This window comes from Streptomyces sp. NPDC086766 (genome assembly GCF_044746005.1).
Classification (GTDB): Bacteria; Actinomycetota; Actinomycetes; order Streptomycetales; family Streptomycetaceae; genus Streptomyces.
This window is the reverse complement of sequence record NZ_JBIVBI010000003.1, coordinates 245,716-270,589: the sequence shown is the minus strand read 5'-3', so window position 1 is coordinate 270,589 and position 24,874 is coordinate 245,716. Positions and strand designations below refer to the sequence as shown.

At 75.4% G+C, this 24,874-nt stretch carries 17 protein-coding genes; 10 read left to right on the top strand and 7 right to left on the bottom strand.

Features of this window, described 5'->3' with window-relative positions; genetic code table 11:
- Positions 1-136 precede the first annotated feature (136 nt).
- The 3 genes from ACIPM1_RS07055 to ACIPM1_RS07045 form a co-directional block, all read right to left on the bottom strand.
- Entirely contained in the window at positions 137-4,480 is a 4,344-nt protein-coding gene (locus ACIPM1_RS07055; protein ID WP_402430019.1) for an HAD-IC family P-type ATPase, read from the bottom strand.
- A 9-nt stretch (positions 4,481-4,489) separates the two neighbouring features.
- Complete coding sequence (locus ACIPM1_RS07050) at positions 4,490-5,206, bottom strand: hypothetical protein (RefSeq protein WP_402430016.1); 717 nt, start codon at positions 5,204-5,206, stop codon at positions 4,490-4,492.
- Positions 5,207-5,458: 252 nt separating this feature from the next.
- Complete coding sequence (locus ACIPM1_RS07045) at positions 5,459-6,220, bottom strand: PaaX family transcriptional regulator C-terminal domain-containing protein (protein ID WP_402430013.1); 762 nt, start codon at positions 6,218-6,220, stop codon at positions 5,459-5,461.
- Positions 6,221-6,292: 72 nt separating this feature from the next.
- Here ACIPM1_RS07045 and ACIPM1_RS07040 point away from each other — a divergent pair, with 72 nt between their 5' ends.
- Positions 6,293-8,119: an acyl-CoA dehydrogenase family protein gene (locus tag ACIPM1_RS07040; RefSeq protein ID WP_402430010.1), complete on the top strand. Its 1,827-nt coding sequence runs from the start codon at positions 6,293-6,295 to the stop codon at positions 8,117-8,119.
- 243 nt (positions 8,120-8,362) lie between these two features.
- Here the strand turns inward: ACIPM1_RS07040 and ACIPM1_RS07035 are convergent, their stop codons facing one another.
- Positions 8,363-8,992: a hypothetical protein gene (locus ACIPM1_RS07035; protein WP_402430007.1), complete on the bottom strand. Its 630-nt coding sequence runs from the start codon at positions 8,990-8,992 to the stop codon at positions 8,363-8,365.
- Between the two features lie 224 nt (positions 8,993-9,216).
- On the opposite strand from ACIPM1_RS07035, the gene ACIPM1_RS07030 reads away from it, so the two are divergent.
- The 4 genes from ACIPM1_RS07030 (at position 9,217) to ACIPM1_RS07015 (ending at position 13,535) form a co-directional block, all read left to right on the top strand.
- Positions 9,217-10,374, top strand: coding sequence for a WD40/YVTN/BNR-like repeat-containing protein (locus ACIPM1_RS07030; protein ID WP_402430004.1), 1,158 nt, complete (start codon positions 9,217-9,219; stop codon positions 10,372-10,374).
- 203 nt (positions 10,375-10,577) lie between these two features.
- Complete coding sequence (locus tag ACIPM1_RS07025; RefSeq protein WP_402430001.1) at positions 10,578-11,255, top strand: uracil-DNA glycosylase; 678 nt, start codon at positions 10,578-10,580, stop codon at positions 11,253-11,255.
- A gap of 197 nt (positions 11,256-11,452) precedes the next feature.
- Positions 11,453-12,418 carry an N-acetylglucosamine kinase gene (locus tag ACIPM1_RS07020; protein WP_402430719.1) on the top strand — a complete coding sequence of 322 codons (966 nt, stop codon included), beginning with the start codon at positions 11,453-11,455 and terminating at the stop codon, positions 12,416-12,418.
- 193 nt (positions 12,419-12,611) lie between these two features.
- Positions 12,612-13,535, top strand: coding sequence for a hypothetical protein (locus ACIPM1_RS07015; RefSeq protein ID WP_356180085.1), 924 nt, complete (start codon positions 12,612-12,614; stop codon positions 13,533-13,535).
- Between the two features lie 88 nt (positions 13,536-13,623).
- Here ACIPM1_RS07015 and ACIPM1_RS07010 read toward each other — a convergent pair whose 3' ends face one another.
- The gene (locus ACIPM1_RS07010) at positions 13,624-14,661 is read right to left on the bottom strand and encodes a lactonase family protein (protein ID WP_402429997.1); all 1,038 of its coding nucleotides are present in this window, start codon (positions 14,659-14,661) and stop codon (positions 13,624-13,626) included.
- A gap of 614 nt (positions 14,662-15,275) precedes the next feature.
- Complete coding sequence (locus tag ACIPM1_RS07005) at positions 15,276-16,772, bottom strand: FUSC family protein (protein ID WP_402429994.1); 1,497 nt, start codon at positions 16,770-16,772, stop codon at positions 15,276-15,278.
- A gap of 329 nt (positions 16,773-17,101) precedes the next feature.
- Here ACIPM1_RS07005 and ACIPM1_RS07000 point away from each other — a divergent pair, with 329 nt between their 5' ends.
- Positions 17,102-17,578 (top strand): Lrp/AsnC family transcriptional regulator, encoded by a 477-nt coding sequence (locus tag ACIPM1_RS07000; protein WP_356180093.1) that lies wholly within the window; start codon positions 17,102-17,104, stop codon positions 17,576-17,578.
- 11 nt (positions 17,579-17,589) lie between these two features.
- On the opposite strand, the gene ACIPM1_RS06995 is transcribed toward ACIPM1_RS07000, so the two are convergent.
- Positions 17,590-18,435 carry a LysR family substrate-binding domain-containing protein gene (locus ACIPM1_RS06995; protein WP_402429991.1) on the bottom strand — a complete coding sequence of 282 codons (846 nt, stop codon included), beginning with the start codon at positions 18,433-18,435 and terminating at the stop codon, positions 17,590-17,592.
- A 58-nt stretch (positions 18,436-18,493) separates the two neighbouring features.
- Here ACIPM1_RS06995 and ACIPM1_RS06990 point away from each other — a divergent pair, with 58 nt between their 5' ends.
- The 4 genes from ACIPM1_RS06990 to ACIPM1_RS06975 all read left to right on the top strand — a co-directional run bounded on the left by ACIPM1_RS06990 (position 18,494) and on the right by ACIPM1_RS06975 (position 24,718).
- Entirely contained in the window at positions 18,494-18,889 is a 396-nt protein-coding gene (locus ACIPM1_RS06990; protein ID WP_402429989.1) for a DUF5997 family protein, read from the top strand.
- 280 nt (positions 18,890-19,169) lie between these two features.
- Entirely contained in the window at positions 19,170-20,642 is a 1,473-nt protein-coding gene (locus ACIPM1_RS06985; RefSeq protein ID WP_402429986.1) for a cytochrome P450, read from the top strand.
- On the top strand, positions 20,626-21,630 hold the full coding sequence (locus ACIPM1_RS06980; protein WP_402429983.1) for a (-)-alpha-amorphene synthase: 1,005 nt from the start codon (positions 20,626-20,628) through the stop codon (positions 21,628-21,630). Before ACIPM1_RS06985 ends, ACIPM1_RS06980 begins: the two co-directional genes overlap by 17 nt.
- A gap of 175 nt (positions 21,631-21,805) precedes the next feature.
- Positions 21,806-24,718 carry an ATP-binding protein gene (locus tag ACIPM1_RS06975; RefSeq protein ID WP_402429979.1) on the top strand — a complete coding sequence of 971 codons (2,913 nt, stop codon included), beginning with the start codon at positions 21,806-21,808 and terminating at the stop codon, positions 24,716-24,718.
- Positions 24,719-24,874: the final 156 nt, after the last annotated feature.

Sequence of the window (24,874 nt, the reverse complement as noted above, 5' to 3'; positions counted from 1 at the left end):
TCCCGTGGTTCGTTGCGGCCGGCTGCCAGCCCGGGCTGTCCGCCGAGGGGCGGTTGCGGTCGGCGGCCGGCGGTACACGGCTGTGATCGGCCCGCGCCCGGCTGCCGTGCGCTGACAGCCGTGGCCGCCCCTGCCTCTACGCGCGCTCCGTCGGCAGCAGCCGGGCGATCGTCTCTTCCAGGCGGGGCAGAGTCCGCTGGCCCGCCAGGGCGAGGGCGATCGCGGCCGCGACGCCCGTCCAGGCCACCGGGCCGAGCGGGGTGCAGCCGATCAGGCGGCTGACCCCCGGGGTCTGGACCACGGCGACCAGGACGAGGGCGGAGCCCAGCGACGTCACCCGGACCAGGGTGCTGCCACGCCGGTCGAGCAGGGTCTGGGCGAGCTGGGTGCCGACCACCCCGCACAGCGCCATCGTGCTGGAACGGCGGGCGGTGCCCGGCGTGAAGCGGCCGATCAGCCAGGCCGTGACGGCACCCAGGCAGGTGGTCAGGGCGCGATGGCGGATCTGCCGGATCAGCGGGTCGCCCAGGACCCCGCCGGCCACGTCCTCCGGCGACCCGGCCCGTGCCTGCGCCGGATCCTCCTTCGGTGTCACCGCCACGGCCATCGCCGGGAACAGGTCCGTGAACAGGTTCACCATGAGCATCTGACGGGTCGACAGCGGCGCGGTGCCCGACAGCAGGGTGCCGACCAGGCCGAAGCCGACCTCGCCCGCGTTCCCGCCGATCAGGATGGCGATGGCGTCGGCGACGCTGTGCCACAGGGCGCGGCCCTCGCCGATCGCGTCGATCAGGACGGTCAGGTCGCCGTCGGTGAGGACGATGTCGGCGGCGTTGCGCGCGGCCGCCGAGCCCCGGGCGCTGATGCCGACGCCGATGTCGGCGGCGCGGATCGCGGCCGCGTCGTTGGCGCCGTCCCCGACCATGCCGACCACCCGGCCCGCGTCCCGCAGCGCCTCCACCACCTGGAGCTTCTGCTCGGGCGCGACGCGGGCGACCACACCGGCGTCGCGCAGCATCCGCGCCCTGGCCGACCGGTCGGCGGCGGCCAGTTCGTCCCCGGTGACCACGATCGTGTCCTCGGGCCAGCCCAGTTCGGTGGCGATGGCCCGGGCCGTCTGCGGGTGGTCGCCGGTGAGCATGACCGGACGTACGCCCTCCTCGTACAGTCCGTTCACCAGGATCGTGGAGGTCTCGCGCGGGACGTCCGAGAGCGCCAGCAGCCCGGTGAACACCAGCTCCCGCGGCTCTTCGAGGGCCTCCGTCCCGGCCTCGTCCTCCCCGAGCCGGCGTTCGGCCACCGCCAGGACCCGCAGCCCGGCGCCGGCCAGTTCGTGGGCGGCTTCGGAGGCGTGGGCGGGGAGGCCGGCGCAGGCGGGCAGTACGGTCTCGGGGGCGCCCTTGACCACCAGCACGCGCGGGCCGTCCGCGACCCGGCCCACGGCGGCGGCGTACCCCCGGGCGGCCTCGAAGGCGAGGCCCTCGAGCTGCGTCCAGTCCGGGTCGCGGCCGGCCGCGTCCAGGACGGCCTCGTCGGTGGCGTGCACCGGCCGGTCGGAGCCGCCGTCCGGCTGGGGCCCGCCACTCGGTCGGGGGCCGCCGTTCAGCCGCGGGCAGGCCCGGGCCGCCGTACGCAGGGTGTCCGCCGAGGCCGCGTCGCGCGCCCGGCGGACCGTGCCGCCGGCGTCGGACACCCGCACCACGCGCAGCCGGTTCTCGGTGAGCGTGCCGGTCTTGTCGAAGCAGAGGGTGTCCATCCGGCCCAGCGCCTCCAGCGTGCGCGGGGTGCGGACGAGGACCCCGCCCCGGCTCAGCCGCCGCGCGGCCGCCAGCTGCGCCACGGTGGCCACCAGCGGCAGGCCCTCCGGTACGGCGGCCACGGCGACGGCCACACCGCCGCTCACCGCCTCGCGGATGGCCGTACCGCGCAGCAGCGCCAGAGCCGTGACGGCGGCGCCGCCCGCCAGGGTCAGGGGCAGTGCCTTGCCGGTGAGTTCCTGGAGCCTGGCCTGCACACCGCCCGCGGGAGGCCTGCGGGCGGCGAGGTGGACGGCGCGGGCGGCCTCGGTGCGCTCGCCGGTGTCCACCACGACGGCCCGGGCCTGGCCCGCCACCACGGTCGTGCCCTCGAAGACCATGCACCGCCGGTCGGCGACCGGGGCGTGCGGGGTCGGGTCGGTCTGCTTCTGCACCGGAAGGGACTCCCCCGTCAGCGCGGACTCGTCGACCTCCAGTCCCTCCTCCCACAGCAGCCGGGCGTCCGCGGGCACCACGTCGTCGCCCTTCAGCTCGATCACGTCGCCCGGTCGGAGCTTGCCGGCGTCGACCGTCAGGGTGCCGCCGGCCGGTGCCTCCGTCTCCGGGGGTGCGACGCGCGCCTTCCGCTTCTGCTCCGCGACCAGCCCGGACAGCGCACGCTCGGCGCGCAGCCGCTGGATGCCGCCGACCAGGGCGTTGAGGTCGAGGGCGCCGACGACCAGCAGCGCGTCCACCATGGAGCCGAGGATCGCGGAGGCGGCCGAGCCCACGGCGAGCACCGGGGTCAGCGGGTCGTGCAGTTCGCCGCGGACGGCCCCGCCCAGTTCCACGGTCCACCGCGCCGGGGCGATCAGGGGGTGCCGGGTCACGCTGTCGACGGCCCGGCGCATCCGGGCCGCGGCCCGCTGGAGCGGGGTGGGCACCGCGCCCGGTTCCCGCTCGAGCCGCAGCCGGGCCTCGTCCGGGGCCAGCTCGTGCCAGTGCACGCGCGGTCGCGGGTGCGGCGCACGCGCGGTCGCCACGCCGAAGGCGGCGCGCGCCCCGGACAGCAGGGCCACCGCGGCGCCGAGGTCGACCGGCGCGTGCCGCAGGCCGGGCAGCACGGCGCGCTTCCCCCGCCCGCCCTTGGACTCGCCGATGGCCACCAGCAGACCGGAGAGCGCGGCTCCGGAACGGGCCAGGGTCTGCGACCGGTGCCCGATCTCGCGGGCGGGGGGAATGGCCGTCAGCAACCGCCACACGTCGGGCAGTCCGTGCAGGGCCAGGAGGTCCGCGCCCCACACGACGGCGCCGTCCCGGTCCGTGAGGGCGACGGCGACGTCGCCGCCGCGCAGCCCGGCCAGCAGGTCGTGCTCGTCGGCGGAGCCCATGCGGGCGACCACGACGACGGTGCCCTCCGCACCGCGCAGCCCGTACACGACGTCGTCCAGGGGCCGCCGCACGTCGACCACCTGGTCGGCGAGCGCGGTGAAGTCCTCGAGGGCGGGGTCGTCCACGACGACGACCCGCAGCCCGGCCCGGCGCGCCGCGTCCATGACCGGCTCTACCCACGGATCGGCCTCGCCGTCCTCGGTGCGCAGCGCACTCGGGTGCAGGACGACCGTGTCGGCCATCTCCAGCTGCCGCAGCCGCTCGGGGTCGCGCACGAGAACGCCGGTCCGGGACAGGGCGGCGCTCAGCAGCGCGTGGAACACGGCGGGCCCGTAGCGCGCGGCCTTGGGAGAGCCGGCGAGCACCGCCTCCGCCGCCTCGGCGCCCTCGTGCTTGACCAGGAACGTCGCCGCGGCGCCCAGGACGCTGCCGGCGGAGGCGTGGGTGGCGTACTCCTGGGCCGGGGACACCCGCAGCGGCGGGCGCGGGGAGCCGTTCCCGGCGACACTGACCCGGTCGGGTGCGCACAGCTCGTCGTGGACCGCGTCGAAGGCGGCCAGGCGGGCCACCGTCTCACCGAGCTGGCAGGCCCGCAGCGCTCCGTCGAGCACCAGCGAGGTGGGGGTCTGGCCGGCGCCGTGGGCGGCCGCGTTCGCGCAGGCCAGCAGCAGGTCCATACGGTCGCCGCCGAGCCGGGCGTGCAGCCAGGCCCGGAAGCGCGGGTTCTCCCGCAGCAGCGTGACCGCGGCGGTCACCATCCGGGGCGAGGGCGGCAGCCGCAGGGCGTACGCGGTGACCCCCGCGACGATGCCGGTGACGTCGGCCGCGAGGGTGGCGGAGGCGGTGCGCACCCCGGCCGGGTCGGCGGGATGCGTCACCTCGTCCGGGAAGCCGCCCGCGAGGACCAGCCCGTGCTGCTCGGCGAGTTCGGCCGCGTGGTCCACGACCCGGTCGCCGAGCTCCTCCTCGGTCACGGTCACCACCAGACGGGCGAGTCCCTCGTCCCAGTACGCGAAGGCCACGTCCGGATGCTCCGCCAGGGCATCGGCGATCCGGCGTGCCAGGTGGTCCCGGCCGCCCGCACGCCGCACCTGTTCCGGTTCCGCGGGCCGCAGTGCCAGGTGCGCCCGTGCGCCCGACCGCCAGTGCCCTCCCCCGCCGGGCAGCGCGTGCCGGGCCACCCGCGCGACCCGCGCCGCCGAGTCCGCGCTCCGTACGCCGACGCGTGCCGTGCCCGCCAGCGCCCCGGCGGCCACCCCGACCGCCGGCGCCGCGGCCCGCGCGAGCGCGCGGGGGGCCGCGGGCAGCAGCCGGGCGGCGGCCGACGGCGCCGTCAGCAGTCCGAGCCCCATGGCGCGCCCTCAGCGGGTGGTGCGGCCGGGCCGCGCCGTCGGACCGAGGGGGCCGGTGGACGCGCCGGGCGCGGGCGCCTCGCCCTGCTCCTCGGCGGACTTCTCCGCCGGGGGAGCCGCCTGCGGCGACGGCTCCCGCGCCGACCGGGTGGCGGCGGGTCGGGGCGCCGTGGGCCCCTCGGAGCGCGCCGGCGTGGGTGCCCGGCCGCCGGGCTTCGGGCCGGGCTCCTGGGTGGATCGCAGAGCCGCGGAGGCGACATCGCGCGCGGGCTCCTGGGCCGAGGGGCCGACCTGGCGCGCGGACTCCGGGGCCGAGGGGACACCCTGGCGCTCGGGCTCGTGGGCGGTGGGAGCGGCCTGGCGCGCGGGCTTGTGAGCCCGGTGGGCGGCAGCTTCCGCGGGCTTCCGGGCCGAACGGGCGACATCCCGCGCGGACTTCCCGGTCGCGGCCGAGGCCCCCGTGGTCTCCGTGCGCCGGGGTCGGGTGAACCACGCCACGGCCGCGCCGGTCACCGCGACCGGCCACTCCACCACCCCCATGACGCCGAGCACCCCGGCACCCGTGTAGACCACCAGTCGGCGCCCGCGCGGGGACACGGCGCCGATCCTGTCCAGCGTCCCCTGCGCCGCCCTGCCGACCGTCCCGGCGCCCGGCACCCTGCGCAGCACCGAGGTCGCGCCGCGCAGGGGCGCCGTAAGGACCGACGACGACTTCTGCTCAGCCATGACTCTCCTCGACCGTGGTGTGAGAGCGCTTTCCGTGGCCGCCCGGCACCCGGCAACGCGCTGGTCGTCCCGCTTTCTCCCAGGGAACGCCACGGACCGCACCCTCGCCACTGGGCACGGGCCGTCCCGGCACACCACGTCCCGGGCGCGGATGAGTCGACGGGACGCACGCGGAGCTCCCTGACGGCGCGGCGCGCGGCCGACGGTGCGGCCCGCGACCGGATGTGCGCGTCAGGCAGGCTGATGTGCGCGTCAGGCAGGCCCCTGACGCCCCGCGTGGCCGAGCATCTCCTCGGTCAACTCCCGCTGGTAGTCGGTGTAGGCGGTGCGCAGGGCCGGTCCGGGCCAGTCCGCCGGGAGCAGTTCGGGCGGCAGGACCGGGTCGGCCAGCAGGTGCCGTACGACGGCAGCGAGGGCGGTGAAGCGGTCGGCCGGCCGGTCCGTCCGGGCCACGTGGGCGAGCAGCGCCCGTGCCGTGTCGGCCCAGGCGTCGAGCGGCCAGAGACGCGCGCACAGCTCGGGGGCGGGCCGCTCGGGGCGGGCGCGACAGCGCTCGGTCACCCGGTCGAGGTCCTCGGGCCAGGGTCTTCGCAGATTGGCGGGCCGCAGCCAGACGCCCTCGCGCAGTTCGGCGAGGCGGAGCTCGGCCAGCCGCGCGCGCAGCTCGGCGCGTTCGGCGGGGCCCCGGCCGGTCGCCGTCACGACGACCATCTCCCACTCCCCGTCCCAGCGCCGGGTCTCGGGGTGCACGGCCGCGTCCTGGCGGCGCTGGCGCTCCAGCAGCCGGTCGCTGAGGCGGTAGACGGTGTCCGCACGCCGCAGGTCCCCGGCCGCCACCATCCGGCTCAGCGCCGCCCGCAGGGTAGAGCCCGCGACGCCGAAGGGTTCGACCGCCCGGACGAGGTCCTTCACGGGCAGCTCGGGCGGGTGCGTGCCCAGCAGCAGGCTGAGGACGACCGACCGCGCGGACAGCGGGCGCAGGCCGACCCCGGCGGGCTCCTGGGAGACGTTCATGGTCGCTTACTGTACGGACGCGTCGATGTTGCATCATTGCTGCGGCCGCAGCGAAAGTGCAACACTGACCGCATGGCCTCGACACTCCCGCACACACGACACGACCGGCAGGACGGCCCGCAGCACGGGCACCAGGACGAGCAGCCGGGCGGCGGACGGCGGCTCGAACCGTCCGGCGGCGACCAGGGGGGACACCCCGGCGGGCTCCAGGGTGGACACGCCGGCGGGCCCCACGGTGGGCAACCCGGACAACCCGGCGAGCGGCCGTACGCCGGAACCCACGACGTCACCAATCAGGCCCCTCCCCTGGCCCCGTACGACGCCTCCGAGGACACGGCGCTGCTGGAGGGGCTGCGACGTGAGGGCGCGGGCTGGGCCGAGGAGGGACTCCGGCGGCTCGGGCTGCGGGCCGGCAGCGCGGAGGTGCAGGAGTGGAGCGAGCTGGCCAACCGGCACGAGCCGGAGCTCCGTACGCACGACCGGTACGGCAACCGGATCGACGAGGTGGACTTCCACCCCAGCTGGCACCACCTGATGCGGGCCGCGGTCGCAGAGGGGCTGGCCGGCGCGCCGTGGGCGGACGGCCGTCCCGGCGCCCACGTCGCCCGCACCGCGCGCGGTCTGGTGTGGGGCCACACCGAGGCGGGACACGGCTGCCCGACCTCGATGACGTACGCCGCCGTCCCCGCCCTGCGCGCGCAGCCCGAACTCGCCGCCGTCTACGAGCCGTTGCTGACCAGCCGCGTGTACGAGCCCGGGCTGCGGGTCCCCGCCGAGAAGCCGGGTCTGCTGGCGGGCATGGGGATGACCGAGAAGCAGGGCGGTTCGGACGTCCGGACGAACACGACGACGGCCACGCCCACCGCCGAGCCCGGCGTGTACACGCTGCGCGGGCACAAGTGGTTCACCTCGGCGCCGATGTGCGACGTCTTCCTGGTGCTGGCGCAGGCCCCCGGCGGCCTGTCCTGTTTCCTGGTGCCGCGCGTCCTGCCGGACGGCACCCGCAACACCTTCCGCATCCAGCGGCTCAAGGACAAGCTCGGCAACCGGTCCAACGCCTCGTCCGAGCCGGAGTTCGACGCGACCGTGGCCTGGCTGGTCGGGCCCGAGGGGCGGGGCGTCCGGACGATCATCGAGATGGTCAACTGCACGCGGCTGGACTGCGTGATGATGTCGGCGGCCCTGATGCGCAAGACGCTCGTGGAGGCCGGCCACCACGTACGCCACCGCCGTGCCTTCGGCGCGCTGCTGGCCGACCAGCCGCTCATGCGGAACGTCCTGGCCGACCTGGCGCTGGAGTCGGAGGCCGCCACGACGCTCGCGCTGCGTCTGGCCGGGGCGGCCGACCGCGCGGTGCGGGGGGACGTCGGCGAGGCGGCGTTCCGGCGGATCGCGACCGCCGTCGGGAAGTACTGGGTCACCAAGCGCGGTCCGGCCTTCACGGCGGAGGCCCTGGAGTGCCTGGGCGGCAACGGCTACGTCGAGGAGTCCGGAATGCCCCGGCACTACCGCGAGGCGCCGCTGCTGTCGATCTGGGAGGGGTCGGGGAACGTCAACGCGCTCGACGTGCTGCGGGCGCTGGGCCGGGAGCCCGGCGCGGCGGAGGCGCTGTTCGCCGAACTCGCCTCCGCCGAGGGCGCCGACGCCCGGCTGGACGCGGCCGTGACCCGCTTGAAGAACCAGCTGACCGAGGCGTCCCCGGTGGGCGCGCGCCGCCTGGTGGAGCTGATGGCACTGGCCCTCCAGGCCTCCCTCCTGGTCCGGTACGCCCCGCCCGCGGTGGCCGACGCCTTCTGCGCGACCCGGCTCGGCGGCGACTGGGGACACGCCTTCGGCACGCTGCCCGCCACCGCGGACCTCGGCACGATCCTGGAACGGGCGCTGCCGGACCGGGACTGAACGCCCTCCGGCCCCCGGCTTCGGCGCGGCTCCGGCTTGGGTGGTGCCGGTCCAGCCCACGGCTCCGGCGCACAGTGCCGCCCGTCCGACTTCCGGGCTCCGGCTCTGCTTCGACTTGGGCCGCCGCCCGCCCAGCCTCGGCTTCGGCGCGGCTCCGGCCCGAAGTGGCGCCCGTCCGGCCCCCGGGCTCCGGCGCGGCTCGGATCCCCGCCCCTGCGGAGCCGGGCGGGCGGTGGGCCGGCTTCACCAGGTCTTACGGCCCCACAGTGGGCCGAAACGTGCCCACTCGGCGTCCCACTGCTCCATCCGCCGACGCTCCAGGCGGCGGCACAGGACCCGGCCGCCGACCAGGGGGAAGGCGGCCGCGGTCGTCCCCACCAGGCCGCCGATCACCACGGCTCGCGTCCGGGCCTGGGCGGCCGTGGCGGGGCGGGTCACCAGCCGGCCCTGCGGATCGGTCCACACGGTGACCGGCGTGCCGACCGCGCTGCCGGGCCGGACCCTGACCTGACCGGTGTGCGCGGAGCCGTCCGCGCCGTTCCACCGCACCTTCGTCCACACCCTCAGGCCGCCGCTCACCCGGTCGCCGTCCTCCTCCCCGTCCTCCCCGGCCCCGTCGTCGCGCGACTGGGCGCCGGCGGAGGGGCCGGGCGCCTGCCGCGCCACCAGGGCGAGCGTGGGCCGCCACTCGACACGTTCCCGGGCCAGCCCGAGTTCCACGGCCCGGGCCGCCGTCCATCCGGCGAGCACCCCGGCGAGGACGGTGCACAGCCAGGCACCGAGCACCACCCAGGCCTCCACCGCGTCGGCGCGGCGTCTGAGCGGATTGCGGCGCCAGCGCCACAGCCACACCTTCGGACCACGGAACGCCATCGAAGGCATCCTCCTCACGAGCGCACGGACATGCCGGACCGCCCTCCCATACGGAGGAAGGGTCCTCGATGCTCACGGCGATTCCCCCGACTCGACATTCCCACGAGTCCCGGCGCTCACGCACGGTTCCGCCGGAATCCGTGGAAACGGGTCGGCCGGGATGGTAGGGCGTCTCGGCATCGCCGCTCTGACCTGCGGCGACGCGGCTTCGGGGGTGACTGTCAGTGGTGGGGTGCAGACTGGCCGGTGTCCGGGACGAGGAGGTCTCGGACGACGATGTCGCGGAGGTGATCGGCATGACCGAGGTACTGCTCGCCGTAGGCACCCGAAAGGGTCTGTTCATCGGACGGCGGCGAGGCGGCTCCTGGGAGTTCGACGACAGCCCGTACTTCAACGCGCAGGCCGTCTATTCGGTCGCCATCGACACCCGCGGCGGCACCACGCGGCTGCTGGTCGGAGGCGACAGCTCGCACTGGGGACCCTCCGTGTTCCACTCCGACGACCTGGGCCGGACCTGGACCGAGCCCGCCCGGCCGGCGGTCAAGTTCCCCAAGGAAACCGGCGCTTCGCTCGAGCGCGTGTGGCAGCTGCACCCGGCGGCCGCCGAGCCGGACGTGGTGTACGCGGGCACGGAACCGGCCGCACTGTACCGCTCCGAGGACCGCGGCGAGAGCTTCGAGCTGGTGCGGCCCCTGTGGGAGCACCCCACGCGGTCGAAGTGGGTGCCGGGCGGCGGCGGTGAGGGTCTGCACACGGTGGTGACCGACCGGCGCGACCCGAAGGCGGTCACCGTGGCGGTCTCCACCGCCGGGGTGTTCCGCACCGTCGACGGCGGCGCGAGCTGGGCGCCCGCCAACTCCGGTGTCGCCGCGGTGTTCCTGCCCGATCCGAACCCGGAGTTCGGGCAGTGCGTCCACAAGGTGGCGCAGGACGCGGCCGACCCCGACCGGCTGTACCTGCAGAACCACTGGGGGGTGTACCGCAGCGACGACGCGGGCGCACACTGGACGGACATCGGCGCGGGCCTGCCCTCGACCTTCGGCTTCGCCGCGGCCGCCCACCCGCATCGCGGGGACACGGCGTACGTGTTCCCGATCAACGCCGACGCGGACCGGGTGCCCGCCGCCCACCGGTGCCGCGTGTTCCGCACGTCGGACGCCGGCAAGAGCTGGGAGCCGCTGTCGGCCGGTCTGCCCCAGGAGGACCACTACGGCACCGTGCTGCGCGACGCGCTGTGCACCGACAACGGGGACCCGGCCGGCGTGTACTTCGGCAACCGCAACGGCGAGGTGTACGCCTCGGCCGACGACGGCGACAGCTGGCGGCAGTTGGCGTCCCATCTGCCGGACGTGCTGTGTGTGCGGGCGGCGGTGATCGGTTGAGCACCTACGCGGAGGCCGGTCCCCGGCCCACGGACGCGGCCGCCGGCGTCGACGGCACGCCGAGCCGGCCGCCGACGGACTCCGGAGGCGTGAACACCCGGGAGAGAAGCGGTCGTTCACTTTCGGGGACGGTTCGGTCGTCATCGGCCGGTGAGGGGCCACCGGTTGATCGTCGGTCGGTGCCCGGCAGTAGGGTGACGCCCGTGGCACCACGACCCTTGCATGAGATCGTCGAACCGGGCTGGGCGAAGGCGCTGGAACCCGTGGCCGGACGGATCGCCGGAATGGGCGACTTCCTGCGCGCGGAGGTCGCCGCGGGACGCACCTATCTCCCGGCCGGGCAGAACGTCCTGCGGGCCTTCCAGCAGCCCTTCGACGACGTCCGCGTCCTGATCGTCGGACAGGACCCGTACCCGACCCCGGGGCACGCGGTGGGGCTGTCCTTCTCGGTCGCGCCCGATGTGCGGCCGCTGCCCGGCAGCCTGATCAACATCTACCGGGAGCTGCAGAGCGACCTGGGGCTGCCGCAGCCGTCCAGCGGTGACCTGACGCCCTGGACCCGGCAGGGCGTCCTGCTGCTCAACAGGGCGCTCACCACGGCCCCGCGCCGCCCGGCCGCCCACCGGGGCAAGGGTTGGGAGGAGGTCACCGAGCAGGCGATCCGGGCCCTGGCGGCGCGCGGCAAGCCGCTGGTGTCGATCCTCTGGGGCCGCGACGCCCGCAACCTCCGGCCGCTGCTGGGCGACCTGCCCTCGGTGGAGTCCGCCCACCCCTCCCCCATGTCGGCCGACCGCGGCTTCTTCGGCTCCCGCCCCTTCAGCCGTGCCAACGACCTGCTGATCCGGCAGGGCGGCCAACCGGTGGACTGGCGACTGCCGTGACGGCCGACGGCCCGCCCGGACCGCCCCCGCCCGTCCTCGGCGGGGTGGGCGCGGCCGGGGAAGACCGGCGGGCCGGTGCCGAAGGGATCGCGCCCGCCGGTGCCGAGCGGCGGCCGGCGGGCGGGCCGGTGTCCGCGCCGTCGGCGGGCGGCTCGACACCGCCGCTGCCGGCCGGCGTCGCTGCGCGCGGGTCCGACGTGTGCGGGTTTCTCGCCGTGGACTCGGGGGGTTCCGGGCTGAGGGCCGTCGTCGGAGTGCCGGGGGACGACCCGTCGGCGCGGCCGCGGCGGGAGTCCGGGGAACCGGTGCGGACCGGCGCCCGGGGGATCGACCCGGGCCATCTGATGGACCAACTGGTGCCCATGGCACGGGCGCTGGCGGCAGAGGCCGGCGTGGGACGGCTGGGGACGGCCGTCGTGGGCGCCGCCGGGCTCGCCGGCCTCGGAGACGCCCTGCGCGCCGAACTGCCCGGCGCCCTGGCGCGGGAGCTCGGCGTGCGGACGGTCGCGCTGGTGGCCGACGCGGTCACCGCCTACGCCGGCGCCCTCGGCGCACGGCCCGGTGTCGTGATCGCCGCCGGGACCGGACTCATCGCGATCGGTACCGACCTGACCCGCTGGCGCCGCGCCGACGGCTGGGGCCACCTGCTCGGCGACTGCGGCGGCGGGGCGTGGATCGGCCGTGCGGGGCTGGAGGCCGCGCTCCGCGCCCACGACGGACGGGACGGCGGCTCGGCCGCCCTGCTCGCCTGCGCGGAGGAGGCGTTCGGGCCGATGCCGGAGCTGCCCGGCATGCTCTACCCGCGGGCGGACCGCGCCGCCGTCCTGGCCTCCTTCGCGCCCCGGGTCGCCTCCTGCGCCCCCGCCGACCCCGTCGCGGCCGGGATCCTTCGCGCCGCGGCCCGGCACATGGCGGAGTCCGCCGCCGCCGTCTGCCCGCCCACGGGCGAGCCCCGGATCGCCCTCACCGGTGGCCTGTTCAAGATGGGCGACCCCCTCCTCGTACCCCTGGACCGGGAACTGGCCGGGCGGCTGCCGCACGCCCGGCGCGTACCCGCCGAGGGGGATCCGCTCCACGGCTCCGTGCGTATCGCGACCGACCTGGCCGGGGGCGCCCTCACCCTGCCGGGGGACGAGAGGATGCTCTACGTCGCCCGCCGGTGAGGGAGTCGAGTTCCCACGTCCACGCATGTCGGACAAGTACGGCCATGTTCCAGGCAAGTTGCCACATCCGGCCCGATTCTGTGCGTCGGTGTTCGGATCCGTACGTAACTCAATCAGACAAAACCGGACGGATACCGCTCACCTGCACCCTCCCCGAACAGGGGAGCCCCGAAAGCCAGTAACATGCGGCGCCATGAGCTCCCCCACTGGGCCCGCGTCCGGCCTGCCAGTACGAATGCCGCGCCCCCGCCAGCCCGGACGGCACCGTCGTCCCGAACCGCTGGCGGCTCCCGAGGGCGCGCCCGCGCTCGTCCTCGCGGTGCCGGGCACGCCCGGCGCCGCCTCGCGCAGCCTTGCCGAGGAGGTGGTGAGTATCGCGCGCTCCGAGCTTCCCGGCCTCGACGCACGGATCGGTTACGTCGAGGGGGACGACGCCGAGCACCCCTCGCTGCAGTCCGTGCTCGCACAGGCCGCGGAGGAGCGCACCGCCCGCTACGAGCAGGCGGTCGCCGCCGGCCTGGAGGTCAAGGAGCCCGACGGCCCCGTCGCCGTCGTGGTCCCGCTGCTGGCCGGTCCGGACAGCGCGCTGCTGCGCCAGATCCGCCAGGCCGTCATGGACAGCCGGGTCGCCGCGGAGCTGACCGACGTGCTCGGTCCGCACCCGCTGCTCGCCGAGGCGCTGCACGTGCGCCTGTCCGAGGCCGGTCTGGCCCGCGCCGACCGCGCCCGCCTGTTCACCGTGGCGACCGCCGCGGACGGCATCGTCCTGGCCTCCGTCGGGGGCGACGAGGCCGTGCAGGCGGCCGGGATCACCGGCATGCTGCTCGCCGCCCGCCTCGCCGTGCCGGTGATGGCGGCCGCCCTCGACGAGGAGGGCTCCATCACGGCCGTCGCCGAGCAGCTGCGCTCCTCCGGTTCGCAGCAGCTGGCGCTGGCGCCGTACCTGATCGGCCCGGAGATCGACGCCGGGCTGGTCGCGGCGGCCGCCGAGGAGGCGGGCTGCGCGGCCGCCGAGCCCCTCGGCCCCTACCCGGCGATCGGCAAGCTCGCCCTGGCCAAGTACACGACGGCTCTGGGTATCGCCCCGCAGCAGCCGCAGGGCGCGCCGGTTCGCTGAGCAGGCCGTTCCACCGCACCACCCGTACGACCAAGGGCCCCGCTCCTCACCGAGGAGCGGGGCCCTTCGCCTCGCCGCTCGCCCCCGGTCAGCCGAAGACCACGCAGGAGGCCGCCGGGATGCGCACCGCGCCGGCCCGCACCGGCAGCCCCGTCTCGGGATCGAGGGCGAACCAGGTCACGTCCCCGGAGCGCTCGTTCGCGACATAGAGGAAGCCGTCGTGGAGGGCGAGGGCGCGCGGCCAGTGGCCCCCGCACGAGACCGCCGCCACCAGCCGAAGCCGGTCCCCGCCCTCCTCCACGGCGAACAGGGACAGCACGTCCTCACCGCGCGTCGCGATCCACACGAAGCGCCCGTCCGGCGCCACGACGATGCCGGAGGGGTGGGCGTCACCGGCCGGGGCGTCCGGCAGGACCGGCGTCTCGGCCAGCGGCCTCAGCGAGCCGGCGGCGGCGTCCCAGCGGCAGACGGTGACCGTGGGGGTGAGTTCGTTCACGACGTAGCCATGGACGCCGTCCGGGTGGAATGCCAGGTGGCGCGGTCCGGAGCCGGGGCGCAGCGCGATCTCCCGGTGCGGCAGGAGTTTGCCGTGCGTGAGCGTGCACACCCGGACCGAGTCCGTCCCGAGGTCGACGCTGACGACCCAGGCCCCGCTCGGGTCCTGCTGCACCTGGTGGACGTGCGGGCCCCGCTGCCTGCGCTCGTGCGGGCCGGAGCCGGTGTGCTGGAGCACGTCGGACGGGCTGTGCGCGAGACGCCCGTCGGCCCGGACGGGAACGGCGCTGACGCTGCCGGAGCCGTAGTTGGCGGTCAGGAGGTGCCCGTCCACCAGGCTCAGGTGGGTGGGGCCGCTGCCGCCGACCCGTACCGGCGATCCGGCGAGCTCGACGGTCTCCCCCTTCACCCGGTAGACGGCCGCGGCCCCCTCGGCCGTCTCGCTGACCGCGTAGAGCGTGCCGCCGTCCGGCGACAGGGCCAGGTAGGACGGGTCGCGCACACCGTCCGTGCGGCTCAGCACGGTCAGCGCGCCGCCGTCCCCGGCCACGGCCGCGGTGACGACACCGGGGCCGCCCTCCGCCGTGAACGACCCGATGAAAGCCCGCCGCCGCGTCCCGCCGTCCGCCACAGCTGTCCCCTCTCGCTCGCCCGTGCCGTTCGGGGCGACGGTAGCAGTCGATCAAGATCGGTCTAGACCAAGCGGAGGGACGCGCCGCTGCGGCACTTCGGCGGGCGCGTGCGGCTCCGTCCTGCGCCGGGATGGGAGGCTCTGCGCCGCGCAGGCGTCGGAGGCCCTGCGCCGCGCCGGGGCCGGGCGTCGCAGGCCCCGCGGCACGCCGGCCCTTCGAGCCCCCCTGGCTCCGGCGTTCGGGGCGTCGCGTGGCTCCGGCCCCTCCGAGACCCCGCGGTACCTCGGCCGTCGGGAGCCTCCGCCGTCCCGGCGTTCGGAGGCGGGTACGGCCGTAGAGGGTCCGGCCCCGCGCCGCTGAGGGTCCGTGCGGTGCCGGCCACTCGAGCGTCCGTACCGCCCCGGCTGTCAGGACTCGGTACCGCCCCGGCTCTACTGGATCAACGCCGCCAGGCCCTTGGAGCCGCGCTGTCGCTCCGGCGCTCCCGCGTTCGAGACCCCGCGCGGCTCCGGCCGCTCAAGACCCACGCGGCCCCGGCCGTCCGAGGGGCACGCGGTCCTGGGGCCCGCCCGGCACCCCCCGGTGACGAGCCGCTCCGCGCGAGGGACGGTCGTCAGGCGCCGACCAGGGGCGAGCCCGGCGGGGTCCGCAGGGGCTCGGCCAGGTCGGCGAGGGCCCGCTCCAGTCCGTGCAGGTGGGCGAGTGCGGGTTCCGTCGTCGGCGGGCGGGTGGTGCCCATCTCGACGCGCTCGGCGCCGCGGGTGGTCAGCGCCTCCACCGCGGCCTCCACGCGCCAGCACGCGGCGGCGAGCCGTGCGTCGTGGGAGGCCACCGGGTCGGCGGCGACGGAGACGAGGCCACGGATCTCACGGGCGCAGTCGTCGAGCAGGGCGAGCACCCGGCGGGCGCGCCGCTTGCGGCCCAGCATGGGGTTCAGGGGGTGCACCAGCGGTGCGACGGACAGCCGCACCCGGCCGAGCAGCTGCTCCAGTTCGGCCACGCGCGGCGCCGGGTCGGCGTCGGGGGCACCCGCGAGGCGGGCCGCGGCCTCGCCGGTGCACGCGTGGACGCAGTGCAGGGCACGCTGGATCCAGGAGTCGGTGACGGCGTGGGTGGTGACCGGCAGGACGAAGAGCACGGCCAGCCCGGCTCCGAGCGCGCCGATGCCGGTCTCCACGAGCCGCAGCGCGAGCAGTCCGGGGCTCATCACGCCCAGGAGCCCGTAGAGCGACTCGGCGAGCAGCGTCACCCAGAGCATCATCCAGGTGTAGGAGACGGCGGCGGTGTAGAAGATGCCGAAGACGCTGACGGCGGCGAGGACGGCCGTCGGGAGCGGGGCTCCGTGCAGGGGGACGGCGACGAGGAAGCCGAGTCCGATGCCGATGACCGTGCCGAGGACGCGCCGGAAGCCGCGTACCAGGGTCTCGCCGCGCGAGGCGGTGTTCACGAAGACCCACCAGGTGGCGCCGACGGCCCAGTACCAGCGCTGCCCGGACATCAGCTGGCCCACGACCAGCGCGAAACCCGCGCCGGCGGTCGCCTGGACGGCCTGCCGGGTGGTCACGCGGGCGAGTCCGGTGCCGCCGGCCGGGGCGGGCACGGCGACCGGGGGCAGCCGGCGTTCGTAGCACCACAGCCCGAAGCGCACCGCCGCCGCGCTGAGCACGGACAGCAGTACGGCGGAGAACAACTCGGGCAGCCGGTCGGCCGTGGCGTGGAGGAACTGCGCCACGAAGAAGGTCATGAACGCGAACACGCCGAGGCTGTGGCCGCGCGGTCCCCAGCGGCGCGCGTACACGCCGGCGCCGACCACGGCGAGGAAGACCAGGTCACGCGCCACGGGGTGGGCGTGCAGCTCGGCCGCCGCGGCGAGCACGGGCAGGCCGACGACCGGCAGCAGCGCGGTGGTGACCGCCTGGCCGCGGACCGTGGCGTCGGCGACGGTGAAGAGGGCGAGCAGGGCGGCGAGGCCGCCGGTGACGGCGCCCACCAGGGAGTGTTCGGCCAGGCCGCAGACCACGACCGCGAGGCCGATGCCGAGCACGGCCCGGGCGGCGAAGCGCAGTCGGATCCGGCCCGGGTCCGGAGCCGCGAACACCCTCTTCAGCACGGATTACCGCCCCCTTCGGAAGACCTGTGACCGGGCCCGTGACGGCGGGAACACCGCGGGCACGGGCACCACCGGAGGCCTCGTGGCGCACCGGCATGAAAAAGGCGCCGCGGGATCCGCAGCGCCATCGACCCGACCATGAGAGCATCCGGGCGGCCTCTGGCTCAAGTGTCCGGTGCGTCACTGAGCCATTGGCCCATCTCGGGATCGACGCCGGGGCCCGGCCCAGTACCAATGGACGAATCCCTCTGGCTCACTCCGGCCGCACGCGGCTGAGCCATTGGTACAGTCGGCAGTGATCACACCGCACCAGGAAGGTCGACACCGCCGTGGCCGTGGACGAGCTCGACACCCGCATTCTGCGTCTGCTGCTGGAGCAGCCTCGCACCAGCGTGCGCGAGTACGCCCGGATTCTCGGTGTCGCGCGCGGCACGCTCCAGGCCCGCCTCGACCGGCTGGAACGGGACGGGGTGATCACCGGCACCGGCCCGACGCTCTCCCCCTCCGCGCTCGGGCACCCCGTGCTCGCCTTCGTCCACATCGAGGTCACCCAGGGACACCTCGACGACGTCGGCGACGCGCTGGCCGGGGTGCCGGAGATCGTCGAGGCGTTCTCGATCACGGGCGGCGGCGACCTGCTCACCCGGGTCGTGGCCCGCGACAACGCCCACCTGGAGGACGTGATCCAGAAGCTCATCAGCCTCCCGGGCGTGGTGCGCACGCGCTCCGAGGTCGCCCTGCGCGAGCGGGTCCCGTACCGGCTGCTACCGCTGGTGGAGTCGATCGGCCGTACGGCCAAGAGGTGACGCGCGCCTCGCTACGAACGGCGGCGGGGGCGGCCGCGGCCGTCGCTCCTGGAGCCGCCTCCGGACGGGCCGCCGCGCCCGCCCCGGCCGCCGGACGCCTTCCTCCCCGCCGTGCCGCCGCCGGTCCTGCCCGCCGCTCCACCGGTCTTCCCGCCGCTCTTCCCGCCCGCCGTGGGCTTGCGGCGGGCGCCGGACGCGGCGCCCTCTGAGCGCTTGCCCCCCGCTTCCGCGGAGGACTGCTGGGGTCGGCGTCCCCGGGTGCTGTTGGCCGTCCGTCCGCGGACGATGCCGATGAAGTCGTCGACCAGGTCGGTGGTCGCCTCCTCCGGCCAGCACAGCGCGACGCCGGACTGCGGGGCGTCCACGACCGGCCGGTAGGTCAGGTCCCTGCGGTGGTGGAGACGGGCCAGGGACTGCGGGACGACCAGCAGGCCCACCCCCGCCGCCACGAGCTCGACGGCGTCCTCGGTGGTCGCCGGGCGTTCGAAGGCCGGCTCGCCGGGAGGCCGCTCCCAGCCGAGCACGTCGTCGAGCGGGTGGAAGAGGACCTCGTCGGCGAGGTCCTCGAGGCTCACCTCGTCCGCGGCGGTCATCAGGTGGTCCTTGGGCACGACCACCACCGTCGTCTCGGCGTAGAGGGGGATCGCGCTGAAGAACGTACGGTCCACCGGCAGCCGTACCACTCCCGCGTCCGCCTCGCCTCGCCGCAGCACCTCGGATGCCTCGGCGGCCGGGACCTGCAGGAGGGTGAGCGGGACGTCGGGCAGGCGCTCGTTCCAGATCCGCACCCACTTGGCGGGCGTCACCCCGGGGACGTACGCGAGCCGGAACTGGGGGGATGCTTCCGAGCCTGTCACCCCGCCAGGTTACCCGGCGTGGTCGGAGGCCTTCTCCGCGGTCGATAGTCTGGACACCATGAAGTCGCACCAGACCGCCCAGACGATGAAGCCCGCCACCGCGGCGAAGAAGCTGGGCGTGTACCTCCCCGCCACGCCCGCCGATTTCCAGGAGGGCGTCGTCTCGCGCACCGAGCTCGACCAGCTCCAGGCCGATCCGCCCGAGTGGCTGCGGGAGCTGCGGCGCAACGGTCCCCACCCCCGCCCGGTGGTCGCGGCCAAGCTGGGCGTGTCCATCTCCGGTCTGGCGCGCGGCGGGATCACCGACCCGCTGACCACCGAGCAGATCGAGGCGCTGAAGGAGGAGCGGCCGGAGTGGCTGGAGAAGGAGCGCGCCACGCAGGCCGAGGTCCGCAAGGAGTCGGCACGCCTGAGGAAGCGGGACGCCGAGCGCGCCGAGCAGGATCGCGCGTAGCCCTCCGGGACCGTCCCCGGATCCACTGGCCCGTCCCTGCCGCACCGGCTCCGGGCCCCGATCGCGGGCCCCGGTCCCGGGGCGACGGTCTCACCCGTTGCCAGTCGCCGCCCCGCGTATCGAAGTCCGTTCGACGGATGCCTCCTCGCGCTCCTGTGCGCCCCCACGGAGAGGGGGTGAGGAGGCCGAGAAGACGTTGAACTGGGCAGGACTTGAAGCGAGCGCCAAGCCCTGAAAGATCGCACGTCCCGTGTGTGTCGACTGAGGCAGGTGGTTGTCGGTGAGCCATGTCGCGCCCGAAGCGGACCGAACCTGGATCGTGGGTACTGCGCCAGGCATATTCCCCTTCCTGAGCCACGGTATCGCCTTGTTCCGTCGGCCGCTGGCCTTTCTGAGTTCCTTACCGGCGCACGGGGATCTCGTCCGGATACGGCTGGGCCCCACGCGCGCCTGGGTCGTGTGCCACCCGGATTTGGTGCGCCGGATGCTCCTGGACACGCGCTCCTTCGACAAGGGCGGCCCGCAGTACGACAGGCTGCGGCTGCTGATGGGCGACGGACTGGTGACCAGCCGTCTGGAGACGCACCGCCGGCAGCGCCGGCTGCTGCAGCCGCGTTTCACCCCGGCCCGGATCGCCGCGCACACCCGGCTGATGGGCGAGGAGGCCGAGGCCGTGTGCCGGGCGTGGCGGCCGGGGCAGCGGATCGACGTCAGCGCGCAGATGATGGCGCTGACCACCCGGGTGACCGGCCGCGTCCTGCTCTCCGACACTCTCGACGAGGCGACGGGGGCGGAGGTGAGGGATTGTCTGTCCGCCGTCGTGCGCGGCCTGTTCGTGCGCACCGTGGTCCCGGTCGACGCCCCTTTCCGCGTCCCCACGCCCGCGAACCGGCGCTACCGGAGCGCGGTCGCCCGGCTGCACGCGATCGTCGACTCGGCCGTCGCGGAGCGCCGTGCGGGGCCTCCCCGCGACGACCTGCTCGGCACGCTGCTGGCGGCCGTGGACGGCGGCGACGGCGCTGCGGCGATCAGCGAGCGGGAGGTCCACGACCACCTCATCACGCTCCTGCTCACCGGAGTCGAGACGACCGCGCTGTGCCTGGCCTCCGCCTTCAGCCTGCTCGCCCGGCACCCCGAGGCCGAGGCGCGCCTGCACGCCGAGGTCGACGCGGTCCTCGGCGGCCGCCGGCCCGGCCCCGACGACCTGCCCCGCCTCGTCCACACCCGCCGCGTCGTCACGGAGACGCTGCGCCACTCCCCGCCCGGCTGGCTGTTCACCCGCGTCACCACGAAGGAGACCGAACTCGGCGGATGCCGTCTGCCCCGGGGGGCCACCGTCCTCTACAGCCCCTATCTGCTGCACCACGACACCGCCTCCTTCCCCGACCCGGACCGCTTCCTGCCGGAGCGCTGGCTGCCGGACCGGGGCGGCGGCGTCCGGCACGGCGCGATGCTGCCGTTCGCCGCGGGCAGCCGGAAGTGCATCGGTGACTCCTTCGCCATGACGGAGGCGATGGTCGCCCTGGCGGCCGTGGCGGCCCGCTGGCGGCTGCGCCACCCGGCCGGACGGATCGCCGCGCTGCGCCCCGCGGTGACGCTGGGGCCGAGGTCGCTGGTGATGTGGTGCGCGCCGCGGGCACAGACACCGGTCCGCACACCGTCGCGGGCGCCTTCGTCCGCTCCCCCGGCAACGGCGAATCCCCGAGCACAGGACTCCCGAACGGCAGGTGACCGTGATGTCGACGACGCATGAGGAACGCACGCTCGCCGAGCGGCCCGGGAGGCCGGCCGCCAGTCTGCGCGATCTGATCGACGCGCAGTTGCACATGCCCTTCCCGTTCCGCAGCAACCGTCACGAGGCCGAGGCGGTGGCCGGGATGGACGTGTGGCTGCGCGAGTGCGGACTGACCGCGGAGCCGGAGGTGGCGGACATGATCACGCGGACCCGGCCGGCCCAGCTCGCGTCGTACACCAGCCCGACCGCCGATCCGGAGATCCTCCGCATCGTGGCGAACCAGATCGCCTACCAGTTCGTCTTCGACGACCGGGCGGAGGAGATCGGCCGGCGGTCCCCGGAGCGGCTGCTGCCCCTGCTGTGCGAGAGCGTCGCCGTGCTGCGGGACGGCGAGGCGCCCACCACCGCGCTCGGCGCGGCCCTCACCGACCTCCACCGGCAGGTGCGGGAGCGGTGCACCCCCGCGCAGGCGGCGCGCTGGGCGTGGCACAGCCGTGAGTACGTGCACGGTCTGATGTACGAGGCGGTGGCGCAGGCCGGCTCCGCCCCGCTGCACCTGGGCGTGTGCACCTCGATCCGGTCGCTCACCGCGGGCGTCGAACCGTTCTACCCGCTCTACGAGGCGGCGCAGCCCTGCGCGCCGACGCCGGAGGACGTCCACCACCCCCTCGTGCAGCGACTGCGGCGGCTGTCGGTCGACGCCGCGGTGTGGACCGCGGACCTCTTCTCGGCGGTGAAGGAGCAGCGGACCGGCGGAGTGATCAACCTCGCCCTGGCCCATCAGAGCACCCACCGCTGCTCGCTTCCGGTGGCCGCCATGCTGACGATCCGTCAGATCAACCTGGTCGTACGGGAGTTCGAGACGTTGCGCGCCCGCGTGGAGCCGGAGTTGACCCCGGCGGGTGCCGGCTATGTGGACGGCATGGTCGGCTGGATCCGCGGGTGCTACCACTGGTCCCGGAGCGTGCCGCGCTACGCGGACGCCGCGACCTCACCCGCCTTCTGAACACACAATCCGACTACTTTACTCAAAGGGGTGAGGTCCCGGGCCGCAACAGCCGAGGATTCACCCTTCCTTGTCGTGACACCGCTGACCCGCTCTCGGAGCGTCCGGATGGGCGTACGCTCACGCTGCCTCCCCGAAGGCGGAAAAACCGGAAATACAGGAAGCGGTACGGCAGATGGCGCATGGGCTGCGGCAACCGATCACCGGGCACCGGCCGCTGCTCGTCGAGCGCCATCGGGAGGTGCGCGCACTGGAGACCGCGCTGGCGGGTCTGCGCGAGGCGGCCGACGCGGTGCCCGGGGCGCGGCACGGCGGGCTGCTCGCCTTCCGCGGCCCGGCCGGGCTGGGCAAGACGGCGCTGATGGGCGAGGCGCGCACCCGTGCCGCCGAGCACGGCTTCACGGTGCTGTCGGCCAAGGGCGGGGAGAACGAGCACGAGCTGGCGTTCCGGATGGTGCGCCAGCTCGTCCAGCCCGCGCTGGCGGCGATGGACGAGGCGCAGCGCCGGTCGTTCCTCGGGAGCTGGTACGACATCGTCGCCGCCGCGCTCGGTCTGGAGGCCTCGGACCCCTCCTCCGTCCCGGACCCGACCGGAGTGCGCGACGGACTCGACTGGGTCATGACCCGACTCGCCGTGGTGAAGGCGCCCCTGGTCCTGCTCCTGGACGACCTGCACTGGGCCGACCTCGAGTCGCTGAGCTGGCTCACCTCGTTCGCGCCCCGGGCCGCGGGCCTCCCCCTGCTGATCGTCGTCGCCTACCGCCCGGACGAACTGCCGTCCGAGGCCTCCGCCTTCCGCGCCCTGGTCGAGGGCCACGGAACCCGCCCCCACACGCTCGCACCGCTCACCACCGCCGGAGTGGCGCGGATCGTCAGGGACCAGGTGGGAGAGGGCGCGGAGGACGCGTTCTGCGAGGAATGCCGGGAGGTCACCAGCGGCAGCCCGTTCGAGACCGTCGAACTCGCCATCCGGCTCGGCGAACGCGGTCTCAAGGGCACCCGGGACGACCTGCCCGCAATGCGGGACCTCGCCGCGGCCGTCAAGGGTCCGGGCCTGGTCGACCAGTTGCACCAGCTCGGCGTCACCACCGTCCACTTCGCGTGGGCCGCCGCCGTGCTGGGCACCTCCATCTCCCCCGACCTCGCGGCCACCATCGCCGTGGTCGGCATCGAGCAGGCCGCCGAGGCGACCGAGAAACTGCGCGCCGCCCGGATCCTGGCCGACGGTGCCGGGCCCGGCGGCAGGCTGGAGTTCGTGCACCCGCTGACGGCCACGACGATCTACCGGTCCATCCCCTCGCACGTGCGCGTCGGTCTGCACAACGCGGCCGCCGATGCCGTGCGCGCGGCCGGGCACGGCCCGACGGCCGCCGCGCGGCACCTGCTGGAGGTGCCCTGCGACAACCGGCCCGACGCGGTGGCGTGCCTACGGGAAGGCGCCCGCGAGTACCTGCGGGCCGGGGCCCCGGAGGCGGCCCGGCGGCTGCTGCTACGCGCGGTGCAGGAGCCGCCCCTGCCGGAGCAGCGCGCCGCTCTCCTGCACGAACTGGCCTGCTCGACGTTCCTGATCGAACCCACCGCCACGGTCAGCCACCTACGGGAGGCGCTGGAGCAGCCGGGCGTCGATCCCGACCTGCGCGCCTCCATCGTCTACCGGCTGACCCAGGCCCTCGCGCACACCGACCGGATGGCCGAGGCCGCGACCGTGGCCGCCGAGGAGGCGCACCATGCCCCCAACGGGCGTGTCCGGCTGCGGATGCAGGCCGACCACTTCGTCTGGAGCGCCTTCCGCACCGACGAGCCCGACTCGGTCGCCCGTTCGCGCCGCTTGGCACGGCTGGCGGAGCGGCTGACCGGTCGCAGCCTGGAGGAGCGGTACATCCTCGGCCTGCGGGCCTGGGACGCGCTGGTGCGCGGCGAGCCGCGGCGGACCGTGCTGTCCTGCGCCGAGGACGCCCTGCGCGGCGGCATGAGCTGGACCGACGAGAACCGGGGCTTCGAGGTGCCCGTGTCGGTCGCCCTCGCGTTCATGTACTGCGACCAGCCGCGGCGCGCCGAGGAGTTGTTCACCGCGGGCATCGCCGAATGCGAGAGGAAGGGCTGGCGCGGCTCGCACCTGGCCGTCGGGCAGACCCTCTTCGGCTACATCCGCTACCGCCGCGGGAGCCTGGCCGAAGCCGAGGAGCTGGTCCGGGCGGGACTGCGCACCGCCGACCGGGTGGAGGGCGCGGTGCCCGCCCAGTGGTTCGCGATCGGCATCCTCGTCCAGACCCTGCTGGCCCGGGGACGCGTCGGCGAGGCCCGTGAACTGGCCGACGCCTACCACTACGGGGACGTGGTCCCGAACGCCGTCATCTATCCCGACCCGCGCACGGTCTACGCCGAACTGCTGCTGGCGGAGGGACGGCACGCCGAAGCGGCGCGCCTGCTGTCCGAGGTGGGCGACTGGCTGGACGCCCGGGCCTGGCGCAACCCGGCCTGGTGCCCGTGGCAGTCGGACCTGGCGTCGGCGCTGGCGGCCACCGCTCCGGGCCGGGCGCTGAGCCTCGCCCAGGACGCCGTCAAGCGTGCTCGGGACTTCGGGGCGGCCTCCGCGATCGGGGGCGCGCTGTGCACCCTGGCCGAGGTGACCGCCGGGCCGGCCGCACTCGACCTGTACGCGGAGGCCGTCGACCATCTGGAGCGCTCCCCCGCCGCCTACGATCTGGCCCGCGCCCTGGTCGGCCATGGTGCCGCGCTGTCCCGTAACGGCCGTCTGCAGGAGGCCGCCGACCGGCTCTACCAGGGACTGGAGAGTGCCGTGCACTGCGGTGCCGAGGCGCTGGCCGGTCGGGCCAGGGAGGAACTCTCCACCGCCGGACTGCGGCCGCTCCCGCTGCGCTATCCGCAGACGGACACGCTGACCGCTCAGGAACGCAGGGCCGCCGAGATGGCGGCGCAGGGGCGACCGGTGGCCGCCGTGGCGCAGGAACTGCATCTCACCGGTCAGGGGGTGCGGCAGCTGCTCTCCTCCGTCTACCGCAAGGTCGGCACGGACGCCGTGGGCCTCGCCGAGGCACTGGAGAGGTTTCCCCGCCCGAGGCAGTGAGGGGCCGCGGTCGCTGGAGGATCGCACGCGGCGCGTCCCCGGACGGCGCGACCGCCTCGGGCCCCCGCATGCTGCTCCGGGCCCGGCAGGCGGGGGTCCTCCCCGTGCCCGCCGATGGCCCCTTCGCCGTCCACCCTGCGCCGTCCGCCCCTCTCC